The 16,057-nt window shown below is 59.5% G+C and carries 14 protein-coding genes; 9 read left to right on the top strand and 5 right to left on the bottom strand.

Translation table 11 applies throughout. The features are described from left to right. The first annotated feature begins 36 nt into the window (after positions 1-36). Both RRH01S_RS01415 and RRH01S_RS01410 read left to right on the top strand, forming a co-directional pair. Positions 37-672 carry a LysE family translocator gene (locus tag RRH01S_RS01415; protein ID WP_012651829.1) on the top strand — a complete coding sequence of 212 codons (636 nt, stop codon included), beginning with the start codon at positions 37-39 and terminating at the stop codon, positions 670-672. A 369-nt stretch (positions 673-1,041) separates the two neighbouring features. Beyond that, entirely contained in the window at positions 1,042-1,947 is a 906-nt protein-coding gene (locus tag RRH01S_RS01410) for a lytic transglycosylase domain-containing protein (protein ID WP_131596027.1), read from the top strand. 34 nt (positions 1,948-1,981) lie between these two features. Here the strand turns inward: RRH01S_RS01410 and RRH01S_RS01405 are convergent, their stop codons facing one another. Beyond that, entirely contained in the window at positions 1,982-3,370 is a 1,389-nt protein-coding gene (locus RRH01S_RS01405) for a serine hydrolase domain-containing protein (RefSeq protein ID WP_012651831.1), read from the bottom strand. Between the two features lie 189 nt (positions 3,371-3,559). Here RRH01S_RS01405 and RRH01S_RS01400 point away from each other — a divergent pair, with 189 nt between their 5' ends. The 5 genes from RRH01S_RS01400 to RRH01S_RS01380 all read left to right on the top strand — a co-directional run bounded on the left by RRH01S_RS01400 (position 3,560) and on the right by RRH01S_RS01380 (position 8,901). Further along, positions 3,560-4,807: a BtaA family protein gene (locus RRH01S_RS01400; protein ID WP_012651832.1), complete on the top strand. Its 1,248-nt coding sequence runs from the start codon at positions 3,560-3,562 to the stop codon at positions 4,805-4,807. Continuing rightward, positions 4,804-5,478 carry a class I SAM-dependent methyltransferase gene (locus RRH01S_RS01395; RefSeq protein ID WP_012651833.1) on the top strand — a complete coding sequence of 225 codons (675 nt, stop codon included), beginning with the start codon at positions 4,804-4,806 and terminating at the stop codon, positions 5,476-5,478. Before RRH01S_RS01400 ends, RRH01S_RS01395 begins: the two co-directional genes overlap by 4 nt. 219 nt (positions 5,479-5,697) lie before the next feature. Continuing rightward, the gene (locus RRH01S_RS01390; RefSeq protein WP_012651834.1) at positions 5,698-6,489 is read left to right on the top strand and encodes a glycoside hydrolase family 25 protein; all 792 of its coding nucleotides are present in this window, start codon (positions 5,698-5,700) and stop codon (positions 6,487-6,489) included. 79 nt (positions 6,490-6,568) lie between these two features. Continuing rightward, positions 6,569-7,813 (top strand): lytic murein transglycosylase, encoded by a 1,245-nt coding sequence (locus RRH01S_RS01385; RefSeq protein WP_042469692.1) that lies wholly within the window; start codon positions 6,569-6,571, stop codon positions 7,811-7,813. 167 nt (positions 7,814-7,980) lie between these two features. Next, a complete protein-coding gene (locus tag RRH01S_RS01380; protein WP_037218609.1) occupies positions 7,981-8,901 on the top strand; it encodes a DMT family transporter in 921 nt (306 codons plus the stop codon). 436 nt (positions 8,902-9,337) lie between these two features. Here RRH01S_RS01380 and metF read toward each other — a convergent pair whose 3' ends face one another. From metF to RRH01S_RS01360, 4 genes are all read right to left on the bottom strand, one after another. Further along, on the bottom strand, positions 9,338-10,234 hold the full coding sequence (gene metF, locus RRH01S_RS01375) for a methylenetetrahydrofolate reductase [NAD(P)H] (RefSeq protein ID WP_034517939.1): 897 nt from the start codon (positions 10,232-10,234) through the stop codon (positions 9,338-9,340). A gap of 1 nt (position 10,235) precedes the next feature. After that, complete coding sequence (locus RRH01S_RS01370) at positions 10,236-11,261, bottom strand: ArsR/SmtB family transcription factor (RefSeq protein ID WP_012651838.1); 1,026 nt, start codon at positions 11,259-11,261, stop codon at positions 10,236-10,238. A 194-nt stretch (positions 11,262-11,455) separates the two neighbouring features. Then, on the bottom strand, positions 11,456-13,105 hold the full coding sequence (gene ettA, locus RRH01S_RS01365) for an energy-dependent translational throttle protein EttA (RefSeq protein WP_012651839.1): 1,650 nt from the start codon (positions 13,103-13,105) through the stop codon (positions 11,456-11,458). 127 nt (positions 13,106-13,232) lie between these two features. Continuing rightward, a complete protein-coding gene (locus RRH01S_RS01360; protein WP_012651840.1) occupies positions 13,233-13,979 on the bottom strand; it encodes a ribonuclease T2 family protein in 747 nt (248 codons plus the stop codon). Between the two features lie 165 nt (positions 13,980-14,144). Between RRH01S_RS01360 and RRH01S_RS01355 the strand changes: the two genes are divergently transcribed. Together RRH01S_RS01355 and RRH01S_RS01350 are read left to right on the top strand one after the other, a co-directional pair. Continuing rightward, positions 14,145-15,077: an alpha/beta fold hydrolase gene (locus tag RRH01S_RS01355; RefSeq protein ID WP_012651841.1), complete on the top strand. Its 933-nt coding sequence runs from the start codon at positions 14,145-14,147 to the stop codon at positions 15,075-15,077. A gap of 18 nt (positions 15,078-15,095) precedes the next feature. Continuing rightward, a complete protein-coding gene (locus RRH01S_RS01350; protein ID WP_012651842.1) occupies positions 15,096-16,055 on the top strand; it encodes a DMT family transporter in 960 nt (319 codons plus the stop codon). Positions 16,056-16,057: the final 2 nt, after the last annotated feature.

Raw genomic sequence — 16,057 nt, 5'->3', positions numbered from 1 at the left:
CTTTGCTGGCGGCGAAAAGGAATAGAGGAGGATTCCATGACAATTGAAACCTGGCTCGCTTTCGCCGCCGCATCCTGCATCATGCTGGCAATTCCCGGCCCGACCATTCTCCTCGTGATCTCTTATGCGCTGGGTCATGGCCGCAAGACGGCGCTCGCAACCGTCACCGGCGTAACGCTCGGCGACTTCACCGCGATGACAGCTTCGCTTGCCGGTCTTGGCGCGCTGCTCGCCACCTCGGCGACGCTGTTTACGGCCTTGAAGCTGGTCGGCGCAGCCTACCTTATGTTCCTTGGAATCAAGCTCTGGCGCGCGCCGATCGTGACTGGTCCGATGGGTGATAACGACAATCTTCCTGAGGAAAAACCACTGAAAATCCTGATGCACGCCTATGTTGTAACGGCCCTGAACCCAAAGAGCATCATCTTCTTCGTCGCCTTCGTGCCGCAGTTTCTCGATATGTCGAAGCCATTCCTCCAGCAAACCCTTATTCTGGAGGCCACTTTCCTGACTTTGGCGGCTTTGAATTCGTTGGTCTACGTCTTCGTTGCCGATATGGCGCGCGGCTTTATCCGCAAGGCAAGCGTGCAACGCGCCGTCAACAGGACGGGCGGAACCCTGTTGATCGCGGCCGGCGCCGTCACCGCCGGATACCGTCGGATGGCCGCTTGAGGCCGTCCAGGGTTGCGATGGGATCATTCATAGGTTAATGGGAATTCATAAATTTAGCGATCCTGTGACGAAATTGCATCGCGGGACACAGGGTGGTTTTTCGAAAGTGACAGAATGGTAGCGATTGGATTTCCCAGCCTTAAGCGCAGCGTTGCCTTTTCGGCAATGATGTGCGGCGCTCTTGCGGGGTGCGCTAGCACTCAGCAACAGACGTCCCAGGCCGGGCTCCCGTCGGCACAAACCAACGTGCCGCATCCGAATACAGCCTCGACGACTGGCGCTGTTGCACCGTCCGCGGGAGGCGTTGCCGTAGCTTCCGCCGCTCCTGCGACCAGCGTGCAAGGCCAACCCCAGCAGCAGGCAGTCCTGATGAAGTCCGACCGCATTCAAGCCGGTTCGGTTGGCCAGGGCCAGATCCAGGCAGCCCAGGATCGCATGGGCGCTCCGGCCGCAAATGCTCCCGCCGCCGCCAACCAGGGCACTGTTGCCATCGCTGCCGCGACCGGCGTGCCGACCGCAAACACGTCTCCAGCGGCGGCCTATGCCGCTTCCGACGAACCGCCTATCCCTGCCGTGGTTGCCATCCCGATGCCAAACCCGGCACGTCCCGGCGATAGCGCGCTTCTTCCGGTCTCGAGCTCGGCCTCCACCGCGCAATCGACCATTCCCATGACGTCGGACGTCGCGGCAATCCGCTCAGTAGCAGTGCCAACACCACGCCCGGATGAAGATGCACCAGTCATGGCGCCTGCCGAAGTCGCCTATGCTGCACCCCAGCAGATCGGCGCCTTGCGTTATGCCGACAACCGCATGCGCTACGACTTCAACTTCGACACCAGCGGCCCTACTGTCGTTTCAGCCGTATTGACCACTCCGAATTACGAATCCAACGTGCCGCCGGCGGAAAAGAGCTACGTTACAAAGCTCATCCAGAAATACGCCAAGATTTACGAAATCCCTGAATCGCTGATTCATCGCGTAGTTCATCGCGAGAGCCGTTACGATCCGAAAGCCTATAACAAGGCCGGCTATTTCGGCCTGATGCAGATCAAGTACAACACCGCCAAGTCGATGGGTTATGAAGGCCCGGCGTCGGGTCTGCTCGATGCTGAAACCAACATCAAATATGCCGCGAAATATCTGCGTGGCGCTTGGATGGTCGCTGATAACAAGGCCGAGAACAAGGAAGTCAAGGCCGTTCAGCTCTATGCCCGCGGCTATTATTATGACGCCAAGCGCAAGGGCCTGACGGACGTCGCCAACGGCAATTACTGATCTCGTTTTTTAAATTTCAAACGCCGGCCGGACCTCAGGTCTTGGCCGGCGTTGTCGCATCCAGGATCTTCTTCAGCAGGATCTGCGGCTTGTAGTCCAGCCAGCTCGGCGTCAATCCCATCCGCACCAATACGAGATCGGCTGAAGGAACGATAGCGACACTCTGGCCGTCATGTCCAAGCATCCAGAACGTATCCGCCGGCAGGCCGAACTGCGCATCCGAGCCGCCCGGCCCGGCAAGCCAGGCCTGAACCTGCGAATAGGCGCCTTCCGATGCCTTGGTCGGCGTACGCATCGCGCCGACGAAACCCTCCGGCAACAGGCGCTGGCCTTTCCACACACCATCCTGCAACAGAAACTGCCCGAAACGCGCCCAGTCGCGAGCCGTCGCATAGAGATAGGAACTGCCGATAAAGGTGCCGCGCTCGTCGGCCTCCAGCACGGCGCTCGACATGCCGAGCGGCGCAAACAAGGCATCGCGCGGATAGGCGATCGCAGTGCTTTCGTTCGGGAGCTTGTTCATCCAAACTCTTGAAAGCAGCGTCGCCGTGCCGCTCGAATAGCTGAAACGCTCGCCGGCAGGAGCCTGCTGCGGCGCGTTTGCAGCGATCCCGGTCGAGTCCGGATCGAGATAAAGCATGCGCGTCACGTCCGATACCGCGCCATAGCTCTCATTGAAGGCGAGGCCGCTCTCCATGCCGAGGAGGTCGCTGAGCTTGATATTCTTACGCGCATCCTCACTCCACTGCGGCAGAAGGTTCTGATCATCGAAGGACATGCGGCCGGTCAGCATCAGCCGACCGATGATCGCCGCGTTGACCGTTTTCGTCATCGACCAGCCGATCAACGGCGTGCCCTTGCCGAACCCCTCGCCATAGGATTCCGCCACGATACGACCATCCTTGATCACAACGACGGCGCGCATGGACGGGCCGGCAAGAGCCGGATCGGTCACGAGCTTCGAGAGCGCCGCGCCTGTCGCATCCTGATCGCCCGCGACCTTGTCTCCATCCGGCCAGGGAGAATCGCGCTTTGGCATTTTGACCTTGTTCAGGAAAACCGCGCTACGAGCTGCCTGCAGGTCACCATCCGGCACTGTCACGCAGCCGAGCGCGCCGCGATAGAGCGCATAGTTCGGCGCAAACATGCCGAGGATGCGGGCGGTCACCACCCCCTCCTCCCGATCGACCGAAACCCGGACGAGTTTCAGCGCCGGATTACCCGGCGCCTGCACGTCATCCGCCAGCACCTGATCGGGATCACGTTTGGCGATAAAGGTGTTCGAGCAGACCATTTTGGCGGCATAGCCATCGCCGACCCTCAGCAATTCCGGCGGCGAAACGGAAAGCCAGACGACGCCACCGGCAACAATGATCAGCAATAAAAGAACAAGAGCCGTAATCGCTCTCGATATAAAACGCATGCCATACACCTCCAAAGGTCTGCGGACACAATCAGGAAACGCCGCAATATGAAAGACCTGTCGTCATCACAGTTCCGCAAATATCCGCGCGGCCACCGCATGGCCGAAGCTACCAACAGGCCACGTCATCAGACTGTAGCATTGCCGGGTTACACGCCCTGAACCTGACAAATTGGTGACAAGACTCAGATGACGGAATTCGCCCCGGAAGCCGGTCTCCACAAGAATCGGAAACTCAAGGACGCTCTGCTGCAACACAAGGCCCTGTCCAAGGCCGGCTTTTCCGAACGTCTGTTCGGCATGCTGTTCTCAGGCCTCGTCTATCCGCAGATCTGGGAGGATCCGGATATCGACATGGAGGCGATGGAGCTTCAGCCGCATCATCGCATCGTCACCATCGGCTCCGGCGGCTGCAACATGCTCGCCTATCTCTCGCAGAGCCCGGCCTCGATCGACGTGGTCGACCTTAATCGGCACCACATCGCGCTGAACAAGCTCAAGCTCGCCGCTTTCCGGCTCCTGCCCGGCCATGCTGACCTGGTGCGTTTCTTCGCCACGCCGGGCGTCGATACGAACAGCCAGGCCTATGAAGAATTCATCGCACCACGGCTCGATCCGACAACCGCCGCCTATTGGGATGGCCGCGACATGTACGGTCGCCGCCGCGTTACGGTATTCAATCGCAACATCTACAAGACCGGTCTGCTCGGTCGTTTCATCGGCGCCGCCCATATACTGGCCCGCCTGCACGGCGTCCGTCTCACCCCCTTGACCGAAGCCCGTACATTGCGCGAGCAGCGGCAGTTCTTCGACAACGAGATCGCGCCGATCTTCGACAGGCCGATGGTGCGCTGGCTGCTCGGCCGCAAGAGCTCGCTGTTTGGCCTTGGCATTCCGCCGCAGCAATATGACGAGCTTGCAAGCCTCGCCGGCGACGATTCCATTTCCGGCGTTCTGAAGCATCGCCTGGAAAAGCTTGCGTGCCATTTCCCGATGCAGGACAATTATTTTGCCTGGCAGGCCTTCGCGCGCCGCTATGCCGCCCAGCACCAGGGTCCGCTACCGACCTATCTGAAGCCTGAGCACTATACTGCTATCCGCGCCAATGCCGACCGCGTCAGCGTGCATCACGCCAACTTCACTGAGTTACTCGCCTCCAAGCCCGCCGCCTCGCGCGACCGCTACATCCTGCTCGATGCGCAGGATTGGATGACCGACGAACAGCTCAACGAACTCTGGGCGGAAATCACCCGCACCGCCCGCGAAGGCGCCCGCGTCATTTTCCGCACCGCCGCCGAAAAGAGCATCATCGAAGGCCGCCTTTCGACCGCGATCCGCGATCAATGGGTCTACGACGAAGAGCGCTCGCAGGAGCTCAACGTTCGCGACCGCTCGGCAATCTACGGTGGCTTCCACATCTACGGAAAAAAAGCGTGAGCCAGGCAGATACGGGTCTCGAGACGAATTCGAAAAACCATGCCGGACTGATGGACGGCATGTACCGCTACCAGCGGCATATCTACGACCTGACCCGCAAATACTACCTCTTCGGCCGTGATCGTACGATCGCCCATCTCAACGTCCCCTTCGGTGGCTCCCTGCTCGAAGTCGGCTGCGGCACCGGCCGCAATATGCTGCTGGCGCATCGCCGCTTCCCCTCTGCCAAGCTCTACGGCCTCGACATTTCCCAGGAAATGCTGCTCTCGGCTCGCAATAATTTTCGCGGCCTGAAGCAGATGCCGGACTTCCGCGTCGCCGACGCCACCGCTTTCTCATCCACCGAATTTGGTGTCAGCGGTTTCGACCGCGTCATGGTCTCCTATGCGCTGTCGATGATCCCCGATTGGAAGAGCGCAATCGATGCATCGCTCGATGCCGTCGCCCCCGGCGGCGAGTTGCATATTGTCGATTTCGGCCAGCAGGAGCGCCTGCCCGGCTGGTTCCGCACCGTGCTGAAAGGCTGGCTGAAGAAGTTCCATGTTACCCCGCGCGCCGACCTGCGCACGGTGCTGGAAGAACGGGTTGAAACTCGCGGCGCTAAGCTGATCTTCGAAGGGATCGGGCGGGGTTATGCCTGGAGAGCCGTCATCATCAAACCGATCGCCTAGGCCAAAGACCGGAATTCGGCTCGAAATCCGCCTGTTTTGCGCTTCAAGTATAAGAATTTACTTGAAGATAACGGATTTTTTACGTTGATATGGTGAATAAAGTGGTAAGGCCGAGCTGCAAGCAGCTTGGCCCGCCGCTTCTTTGGATTTTCGGGGACCAGACATCACGGAAGCCAAGCCTTGGGGCAGCAATATTACTCGCGCCATAACGGGATATCCATGCGCAGGCTTCTGTTGTGCTTACTGCCGCTCGCCCTTCTCCTGAACAGCTGCACGACGGGCTATGACGCTCTCCAGACAGCGTCCCTTCCGAAAACCCGATTCAAGGATACCAAGCCGCAGGACTTCGGCCGTGATCACCCCGAGCGCCATCCCATCCACGGCATCGACGTGTCCAAATGGCAGGGCGATATCGACTGGCAGACGGTCAAAGGCTCCGGTGTTTCCTTCGTCTTCATCAAGGCGACCGAAGGCAAGGACAGGATCGATCCGCGCTTCAGCGAATATTGGCAGGAAGCCAGCACGGCCGGCATCCTGCACGCACCCTATCATTTCTATTATTTCTGCTCGACGGCAGACGAGCAGGCCGATTGGTTCATCCGCAACGTGCCCAAGGATGCCATGGCGCTTCCGCCTGTTGTTGACGTGGAATGGAATCCCGGCTCCCCGACCTGCCGTACCAGACCGGCCCCGGAGACGGTCCGGACGGAAATGAAGCGTTTCATGGATCGCCTGCAAGCCTATTACGGCAAGCGCCCGATCATCTACACCTCGGTCGACTTCCATCGCGAGAATCTTGCAGGTTACTTCAAGGACTATCACTTCTGGGTCCGCTCGGTCGCCAAGCATCCGACGGCGACCTATACCGACCGGTCCTGGGCCTTCTGGCAATATACCTCAACCGGCGTCATTCCCGGCATCAAGGGGCCGACGGACATCAACGTTTTCGCCGGCTCCGAGCAGAATTGGCACAATTGGGTAGCGGCAGTAGAGAAGCAGGGAAATTCTTGACACTGCTCTAACTTCTCTCTTGCTTCTGTCACAATCTTCTGTGAAAGCGACCCTATTCTGTCAGAAAAGAGGATCGCCCATGGACCGCTATACCATCCGACGCAGCGCACTCGCGTTGATCTTCGTTTCAGCCATGACGAGCGTGGCAATGGCGCAGAGCGCGACCCCTGCCGCGCCGTCGAATGCGGAGGGTAGCGGCGCTGCCAAGGTCGCCTGCGATGGTGACCTCTCTACGTTCCTGGCGGGCGTCAAGGCCGATGCGATCGCGGACGGCGCGGATGCCGCATCCGCCGACAAGACATTTGCCGGGGCGCAGATCGATCCCAAGGTCCTCGCCATGGATCGCAGCCAGGGCGTGTTCCGCCAGACCTTCCTAGAATTCTCGCAGCGCACTGTCAGCCAGGGCCGGCTGGATATCGGCCGCCAGAAGATGAAGCAGTATGCCGATGTCTTCGCCAAGGCCGAGAAGGACTATGGCGTACCTCCTGGCGTCATCACCGCCTTCTGGGGTATGGAAACCGATTACGGCGCCGTTCAGGGCAATTTCAACACCCGCAACGCGCTGGTCACTCTTTCGCATGACTGTCGCCGCCCTGAATTTTTCCGCCCGCGTCTGATCGCACTGATCGAATTGGTACAGCGTGGTGATGTCGATCCGGCAACCACGACCGGCGCATGGGCTGGCGAAATCGGTCAGACGCAGATGCTGCCGCCCGATATCATTGCTTACGGCACGGACGGCGATGGCGACGGCCACGTCAATTTGAAGACCAGCGCGCCCGACGTCATTCTGACTACCGCGCGTTTCCTCCAGCATCTCGGCTTCCAGCGCGGTCAGCCTTGGCTGCAGGAAGTTGCTCTACCTGACAATCTCCCATGGGAGAAATCCGGCATCGGCGGTACACTCACGGCCGGCGATTGGTTCCAGCTCGGCGTGAAGCCGCGCGACGGTAACACCAATTTTGGCTCGCTGCCCGCCGCTCTCATCCTGCCGCAGGGCCGCAAGGGTCCGGCTTTCCTGACTTATCCGAACTACAACGCCTATCTCGGATGGAACCAGTCGTTTATCTACACGACATCCGCCGCCTATTTCGCCACACGCCTGAGCGGCGCCCCGACCTATAACAAGGGCATGCCGGAAGAAGGCCTGAACGACGTCGACATGAAGGCACTGCAGACCAAGCTGCAGGCTCGCGGTTATGACGTTGGCAAGATCGACGGTATCCTCGGCTCCGGCACGCGCGTTGCCATCCAGAAGGAACAGTTCCGCCTTGGCCTCCCGGCCGACGGCTGGGCGACGCAGGCACTGCTGAGCGCGCTCTGAGAATTTGCTTCTCTTCTTGCGAAAGGCGGCCCTCGGGTCGCCTTTTTGCTTTTAGGGCACCGATCGGAATCCGATGATTTCCGCGGGCCAGAACAACTTCTGCAGGAAACGGGTGGCGAGCATCCCTCCTATCTCCAGAATGGGCGAAAGATGAGGAGAGACGTCCGATGACGACCAACAATGGCATGAATGCACTCACCTGGAGCCTGCTGTTGGCGCTCGGACTGATCTGGGGCGGCTCATTCTTCTTCGCCCACATCGCCGTGCACTCCGTCCCACCGTTTACGCTGGCCTTCCTCCGCCTGTCTCTGGCGGCTCTGGCGCTGCATCTCTATATCGCCGGCCGCCTCCAGATCTATGATCTGCTGAGAACGCATTGGCGGCAATTCCTTCTGCTCGGCCTGATTAACAACGCCATACCGCATGTGCTGATCTTCATTGGCCAAACGCAAATGGGTGCTGGACTCGCCTCCATCCTCAACGCAACGACACCGATCTGGACCGTGTTGATCGGTAATCATTTCACCACGGATGAGAGGCTAACGCCCGCCAAGCTCGCCGGTTGCCTGACGGGGCTCGCCGGTACCATCGTACTTCTCGGGCCGAGCGTAACAGGCGCTGCCGCAATCCCGCTCTGGGCATTGCTCCTGCCGATTCTCGCCGCGATCTCCTATGGCTTCGCGGCGACCTATGCCAAGCGTTTCAAGGGTATGGCTCCGCCTGTTGTTGCGGCGGGTCAATTGACCGGCTCTTCGATCATCATGCTGCCGGCAGCCATTCTGGTGGATCATCCCTGGACCCTGGCAACGCCGCCAGCAAGCGTCATCGCCGCCATTCTCGGCATGGCACTGCTGTCCACCGCCCTTGCCTACATCCTCTATTTCCGCATCATGGCGCTCGCCGGGGCCACCAATGCCTCGTTGGTCACCCTGCTGGTGCCGCCAAGCGCCATCCTGCTCGGCTTCCTCTTCCTCGGCGAACGACTGGGATTGCCGGAAATCATCGGCATGCTGCTGATCGGTGCGGGCCTGCTCATTCTGGACGGACGGGTTTACGCGCGACTACCGCCAGGCGCGAGCCGCCGATAACGAGTGCCAAGGATTATCCGGTGACACTTCAGCAAAGGGCGTACACCTTAACCTTGTTCACAGCCAAATTAACGATACATTAAATTTCGTGAACGGAAGGTTTTCCGTATTAAAACAATAGCTTATTTTGATATCCAGATTCAATTTCTACGTTTCGTGCCGCGATGCAGCATCGAATTCGCTTTCCAAGCGACACATTTCCGACATAGACTCTAACGGTTGACTAAGGAGGAAGACATGGGATTGACACGATCCATCAACGTCCTAGTGGTCGGAGCAGCCTTCGTATTCGTCGTGACGATGCTTTTCATCTGACGAAGAACGATCACCGCAGACAACCGAACTCCTGAAAGCAAACAAAACAGCCTATTCCATTTAAAAAGCGCATGCCGAAGATCGACATGCGCTTTTTCATGGCTACATTTCCCGGGTTTCGTCAGGCGACCGCGCGCGCATCCGCCTTGCGCTGTAGACCCAATCGCTCGAGAACAGCCGAGACGAGCGGCGAACGGTTCATCGTATAGAGATGGAACTCGTGGATGCCCCTCCGCACCAGATCCTTGATTTGCTCGGCGGCGACATCGGCGGCGACCTTGGCGCGTTCATCGGCATTATCGTCGAGGCCGTCAAACCGATCGTCCAGCCAGGAGGGGATGCTGGTGCCGCAAGCGCCAGCAAAACGCTTCAACTGCGTCAGGTTCTGGATCGGCATGATGCCCGGCACGACAGGAATCGTAATACCGGCAGCGCGAACGCGGTCGTGATAACGCTCGAAAGCGTCATTGTCGAAGAAGAATTGGGTCAGCGCCCTGTCGGCGCCGTTATCGGCCTTGCGCTTCAACATGTCGATGTCGGCCGCGGTATCGCGGCTCTCCGGGTGCTTTTCCGGATAGGCAGACACGGAAATATCAAAATCACCACGCTCGCGCAGGGCCGCCACCAGTTCGGCAGCATTGGCATAACCGTCCGGATGTGGCTGATAGGCGGAACCGACGCCCGTTGGTGGATCGCCACGCAACGCCACGAAACGGCGAACACCGGTTGCGAGAAAATCATCGATGACCCGATGCGTGTCTTCACGCGTTGCGCCTACGCAAGTCAGATGCGACGCGGTGGTGAACGGCGTCTCATGAATCATCCGGCGCACGGCAGACAATGTCGGCGCCTTGGTCGTGCCGCCAGCGCCATAAGTCACCGAAACGAATTCCGGTTCCCATTCGCTAAGCTCCTCGACCGTATTCCACAATTGCGCCTCGGCTTCCTCCGATTTCGGGGGGAAGAATTCAAAGGAAATACGGATGCCACCTTGGCCGTTCTCGTTCTTCGAAGACATATCAAACTCTCCCAGCAAGAATGGGGGATGCCTGTCGGCTCTGTTCTGCAGCGATCAGCCGCCGCGGGTCGCGCGCCAGCCAGATCGTAACCGTCAGCCCTGAACCGCCCTCCCTCCCCGAATGAAGGTCCTGCACCTGCTCGACATCAAGCCCCGCCGCTTTCAACCAATCCGACATCATCTGATGGGAGAAACCGAGCCTTAGATGTGCATGTTCGTCGCGCAGATATTCCAGCCCGTGCGGTGCCAGATCGATGATCACCAACCGGCCGCCGGGCCGCAGCATTCGCGCCGCCTCGTTGAGGGCGATTTCCGGCTGATCCAGAAAATGCAACACCTGATGGATGGTAATCAGATCGAAATCCTGCGCCTCGAGCGGCAGATTGAAAATATCACCATGCCGCACCGAAGCGGCGGTGATGTTCGACCGATCGAGATTGGCGCGCGCTACGGCCAGCATGTCGCGGCTGGCATCGATACCGACCGCGCGGCGATAGTGCCCCGCCAGCAATTGCAGCATCCGGCCGGTGCCGGTGCCGAGATCGAGAAAGGCATCGATCTGTTGCGGGCCGATCAACTCGATCATCACCTTGTCGACATCCTCGTCGGCGACATGCAGGCGGCGCAGTTCGTCCCATTCGGCGGCATTACGGCTGAAATAGGCTTGCGCCCGCTCGGCGCGAATACGCTTGACGGCAGTCAGGCGCTCGCCGTCGCGCAGCAATACGGGATCGTTTTCGGCCGTGTGCCGGAGAAGCTCGCGCGCCAGGATCACCGCCTTGCCGTCCTGCTTCAGCCGGAAGTAAGCCCAGGCGCCCTCCTGATAGCGGTCGATCAGGCTGGCCTCGCCGAGCAGCTTCAGGTGCCGCGAGATGCGGGGCTGCGACTGGCCGAGAATTTCGGTAAGATCGGTGACGGTCAGATCCCCGGCGGCAAGCAGCGCCAGCAGGCGCAGCCGCGTCGGCTCACCCGCCGCCTTCAGCACATCCACCAGATTATCCAAGCCCAGTTTAACCAGATCCGCCATTCGTCACCCAATCAAGATATAAAGATATCTTTATGTGATTTTGCCGCGATCTGCAAGAGCCAATTCGCGGCAGGAGACATTCGGACGTCGGAAATCTGTTAGTATCTGTCGGCGGAGGAATACGCATTTCCCTCGCCAGAACAAAGAAAAACCCCGGACGAGCCGGGGTTCTCGATGGCAGGAAAGCCGCGAGCTTATCGTGTCAGACGCTTGTAGGTCACGCGGCTCGGGTTGATGCTGTCAACGCCGAGGCGACGCATCTTGTCCTGTTCGTAGTCTTCAAAGTTGCCTTCGAACCATTCGACATGGCTATCGCCTTCGAAGGCGAGGATGTGCGTGGCCAGGCGGTCAAGGAACATACGATCGTGGCTGATGATAACAGCGCAACCGGCGAAGTTTTCGAGCGCGATCTCAAGCGCACCAAGCGTTTCGGTGTCAAGGTCGTTGGTCGGTTCGTCGAGCAGCAGGACGTTGCCGCCGGCCTTCAGCATCTTCGCAAGATGCACGCGATTGCGCTGGCCACCGGAGAGGTTGCCGACCTTCTGCTGCTGATCGCCGCCCTTGAAGTTGAACGTCGCGCAATAAGCTCTCGAGTTCATTTCATACTTGCCGAGCTTGATGACTTCAGCACCGCCGGAGATTTCCTCCCAGACGGTCTTGCTGCCATCGAGCGCGTCACGGCTCTGGTCGACATAGCCGAGATGAACGCTGTCGCCGATACGGATAGAACCGCTATCCGGCTTTTCCTGGCCGGTAATCATGCGGAAAAGCGTCGTCTTGCCGGCGCCGTTAGGACCGATGACGCCGACGATACCGCCCGGCGGCAACTTCAGCGACAAACCTTCGATCAGCATCCGGTCGCCATAACCCTTATTGATGCCTTCCATTTCGATGACCACCTGGCCGAGACGCTCGCCGACCGGAATGATGATCTGCGCATCGCCGGGACGCTGGTTCTCGGCGGCATCGACCAGCTCGTCATAGGCGCGGATACGGGCCTTGGACTTCGACTGACGGGCCTTCGGGCTGGAGGCAATCCATTCCTGTTCGCGGGCGATCGCCTTCTGGCGGCCGGCCTCTTCGCGACCTTCCTGCTGCATGCGCTTGGCCTTCGCCAGCAGGTAGGAGGAGTAGTTGCCTTCGTACGGAATGCCGCGGCCACGGTCGAGCTCGAGGATCCAGCCGGTGACGTTATCCAGGAAGTAGCGATCGTGGGTGATCATCAGCACGGCGCCCGGATAGGCACGCAGATGCTTTTCCAGCCAGGCGATGGTTTCGGCGTCGAGATGGTTGGTCGGTTCGTCGAGCAGCAGCACGTCCGGCTGCGACAGCAGCAGCTTGCACAGTGCCAAACGGCGGCGTTCACCGCCGGAGAGATTGGTGACGTCGGCATCGCCCGGAGGGCAGCGGAGCGCATCCATCGCCATCTCGACCTGGCTTTCCAGGTCCCAGAGGTTCTGGGCATCGATGATGTCCTGGAGCTTGGCGCCCTCTTCCGCCGTCTCGTCGGAATAGTTCATCATCAGTTCGTTATAGCGATTGAGAACGTCCGTCTTCGCCGCAACGCCTTCCATGACGTTTTCAAGCGCGGTCTTTGCCGGATCGAGCTGCGGCTCCTGCGGCAGGTAGCCGATGGTGGCGCCGTCGGCCAGCCAGGCTTCGCCGGTATATTCCTTGTCGAGGCCGGCCATGATGCGCAGCACGGTCGATTTACCGGCGCCGTTCGGGCCGAGAATACCGATCTTGGCGTCAGGGTAGAAGGAGAGATGGATATTCTCGAGAATTTTCTTGGCGCCATAGGCCTTATTCAGACCGGCCATATGATAAATGAACTGACGTGCCATAGCTTGGGTTACTCCACGGGCGGATAACATTGCGAATTGTGCCGCTATGTAGGCGAAAGCCCGCTCTCGGGCAACGGCGAAACCTTGTCCGAGAGCTATTTATCCGCGTCAGAGGGGCTTCCGGACGTCAAAAACCGGCTGCATCCACCAAGCCTTGATCACAGCCGAACGACGTGCGGCCGGCGCCCTGGATCAGGTCCGCAAGCCGCGGCTCACTCCCTGGCGCGGGCTGAATGGCGTCTTCGGAGAGCCCAATCGTCAGTTCGGAGATCACACGCACCTTGCCGACACGACGGCAGCTCATCTTCACCCGGTCGCTGGCACCTTCGCCAAAACTCTTGTCGAAAGCGGCTTTGATCGTATCGGCGTCGAGCGTCTTGCCGATGTTCTGCACAAAGAGATCGCGCACGGCGGACGCATTGAGTTCATCGATCAAACCGGCGGCTCCACCGAAATAATCATCGGCGCTGAGTTTGGTGCAGGTGCCGTGCTTGATCCATTCATGCCGCTCCAGACCGGATTGCGTGCCCGGCATGACCTTATCCAGTGCAGCCTTGGTCTCCGCCGACAGTTCGACAGCCGGGAGGTCCTTCCAGTCGCTGCTGCGATCGGCCTGCTTCAGATCGTCCGAAACGGCGCAATATTCCTGTCGCATCGGCCAGAGGCCATGCAGCGAAAAATTCTTTGCATCATGATTATCGGATGACTGGTTGCGGCACTCCGCTTTCTTCTGGTTCGTCTGGCAGAAAGCAGGCTCCCAGCTTGCCGCCAAAATGAACCGCGTCCGGCCCCGACTGTTCTCCTGCGCCACCGCACTCGCCGCCATTACCATCGACAGAACCGCGACCACCCATCCTCGAACCCAATGCCTCATTCCATGTCTCCAGATAGAACAATATGAGAACAAGAAAGCAGCTTGATCGACCGGGCGCAACCCTGATTCAAAGACGTCGCGGAGATTTATTTCTGTGCGCTTCGCCAACACTCCATTGCAATCCGTGAGGTGATAACCTTTCGTCTAGGTGCGGAGGAAATGCGCATGTTTGCCGAAACCAGGCATCTGGACAGCCCGACGGGCGCGACGCTCGCCTATCATCATCTGCCGGCGCGGGACGAAGCGCATGGCATTCTTCTCATCAGCCACGGTCTTGCCGAGCATTCCCGTCGCTACGAGGGCTTCGCCGAGGCCATGGCGGCACGCGGCTTTCATGTCTACGCCCATGATCATCGCGGCCACGGCAAGACAACGGCCGCCGACGCGCCGCTCGGCCGCTTTGCCCGGCGAGATGGCGTCGATATAGTCATTGCCGATGTTCTGGCTATGCGCGAACTTGCCGCGACCGCCCATCCCGGCCTGCCGATTATCCTCTTCGGCCACTCCATGGGCGGGCTGATCAGCCTGAATGTGGCGGTGACGCATCCCGATAAATTCGATGCCGCTACGGTCTGGAACTCAAGCTTCAATCCCGGTCTCGCCGGGCGCGTGGCGCAGGTCATCCTGAAGACCGAACGCATGCTCAAAGGGTCGGACGTGCCGAGCGGGCTATTGCCGAAGCTGACTTTCGGCGCCTGGGGCCGGTCCGTCGAAAACCGACGCACCGAATTCGACTGGCTATCGCGCATTCCCGAGGAGGTGGACAAATATATCGCCGATCCGCTCTGCGGCTTCGATGCCTCGGTATCCCTGTGGCTGGACGTCTTCGAACTGACGTTCCGCGCACCGCAAAAGACCTATCTTGACCGGCTCCGGCGCGACATGCCGATCCATCTGGTAGGCGGCGGCCGGGACCCGGCGACGGATAATGGAGAGGCGATATCCTGGCTGTCAAACCATTTGAAAAAGGCCGGCTTCTCGCATATTAGCCTGACCATCTATCAGGACATGCGCCATGAGACGCTGAACGAGATCGGCGCGGCCCCGGCCATTTCCGATTTTGCCGACTGGTGTCGGCAAGTGACAGCGAAGGCCTGACCCCTAAGGACTTTTCAAATGAATGCCACCGGCAGTTCCCTGCCCCGTTTTCGTCAGTCGGAGCTGACGTTCGGCCTGTTGATGATGTTCCTATCGGTGATCTTGTCACCGATCATCGACATTTTCGCAAAGCTTGCCGCCACCACAATTCCGCCGGCGGAAGTCACAGCCGCGCGCTTCATTTTTCAGTCGCTGTTCGCCTTGCCGATGATGGCGCTACGAGGACAATGGGGACTGTGGTCGCTGCGCCGAAGCGGCGTGCATGCCATTCGTGCCGCGGTGCTGACGCTGTCGATGGTTTCCTTCGTCACGACGCTGCAGGTCATGGAAGTGGCCGACGCCATCGCCATTTTCTTCGTCGAGCCGATAATGCTGACCATCCTTAGCAGCATCTTCCTGAAGGAGACCATCGGCTGGCGGCGCTATACGGCCTGCGCCGTCGGTTTCTTCGGCGCAATGCTGATCATTCAACCAAGCTTCGCGGAGGTCGGTTTTGTCGCCCTGCTGCCGGTTGTTACCGCGCTTTGCATCGCCGTCTACGTGATGATCACGCGCGTTGTCTCGCATAGCGAAGATGCATGGCCGATGCAGTTCCAGACCGGCATCTGGGGTACAATCATCTGCCTCATTTTGCTTACGATCGGCCAGGGCACGGGTTCGTCGATCATCGATCCCGTCGTACCGGACGGCACCGCCATGCTCCATCTGCTGGGCGTCGGCGTGTCTGCCGCTATCGCCGGCGTCCTCACCATCTATGCCTATCGCTCCGCCCCGGCTTCGACGCTGGCGCCGCTGCAATATTTCGAGATTGTCTCGGCGACGATCTTCGGCTGGCTGGTCTTCGGCAACTTCCCTGACCTGATCAAATGGGTCGGTATTTTCATCATCATCGGCTCCGGCCTGTATATTCTCTGGCGCGAGCGGCGCTTTGCTTCCAAGCCGGTATCCGATACATCTGAGGTCACTTTCACACCCTAGCC

The sequence above is a fragment of the Rhizobium rhizogenes NBRC 13257 genome (assembly GCF_000696095.1).
GTDB lineage: Bacteria > Pseudomonadota > Alphaproteobacteria > Rhizobiales > Rhizobiaceae > Rhizobium > Rhizobium rhizogenes.
Note: the sequence above shows the minus strand (reverse complement) of the source record. Positions and strands in the feature narration are given on the sequence as shown.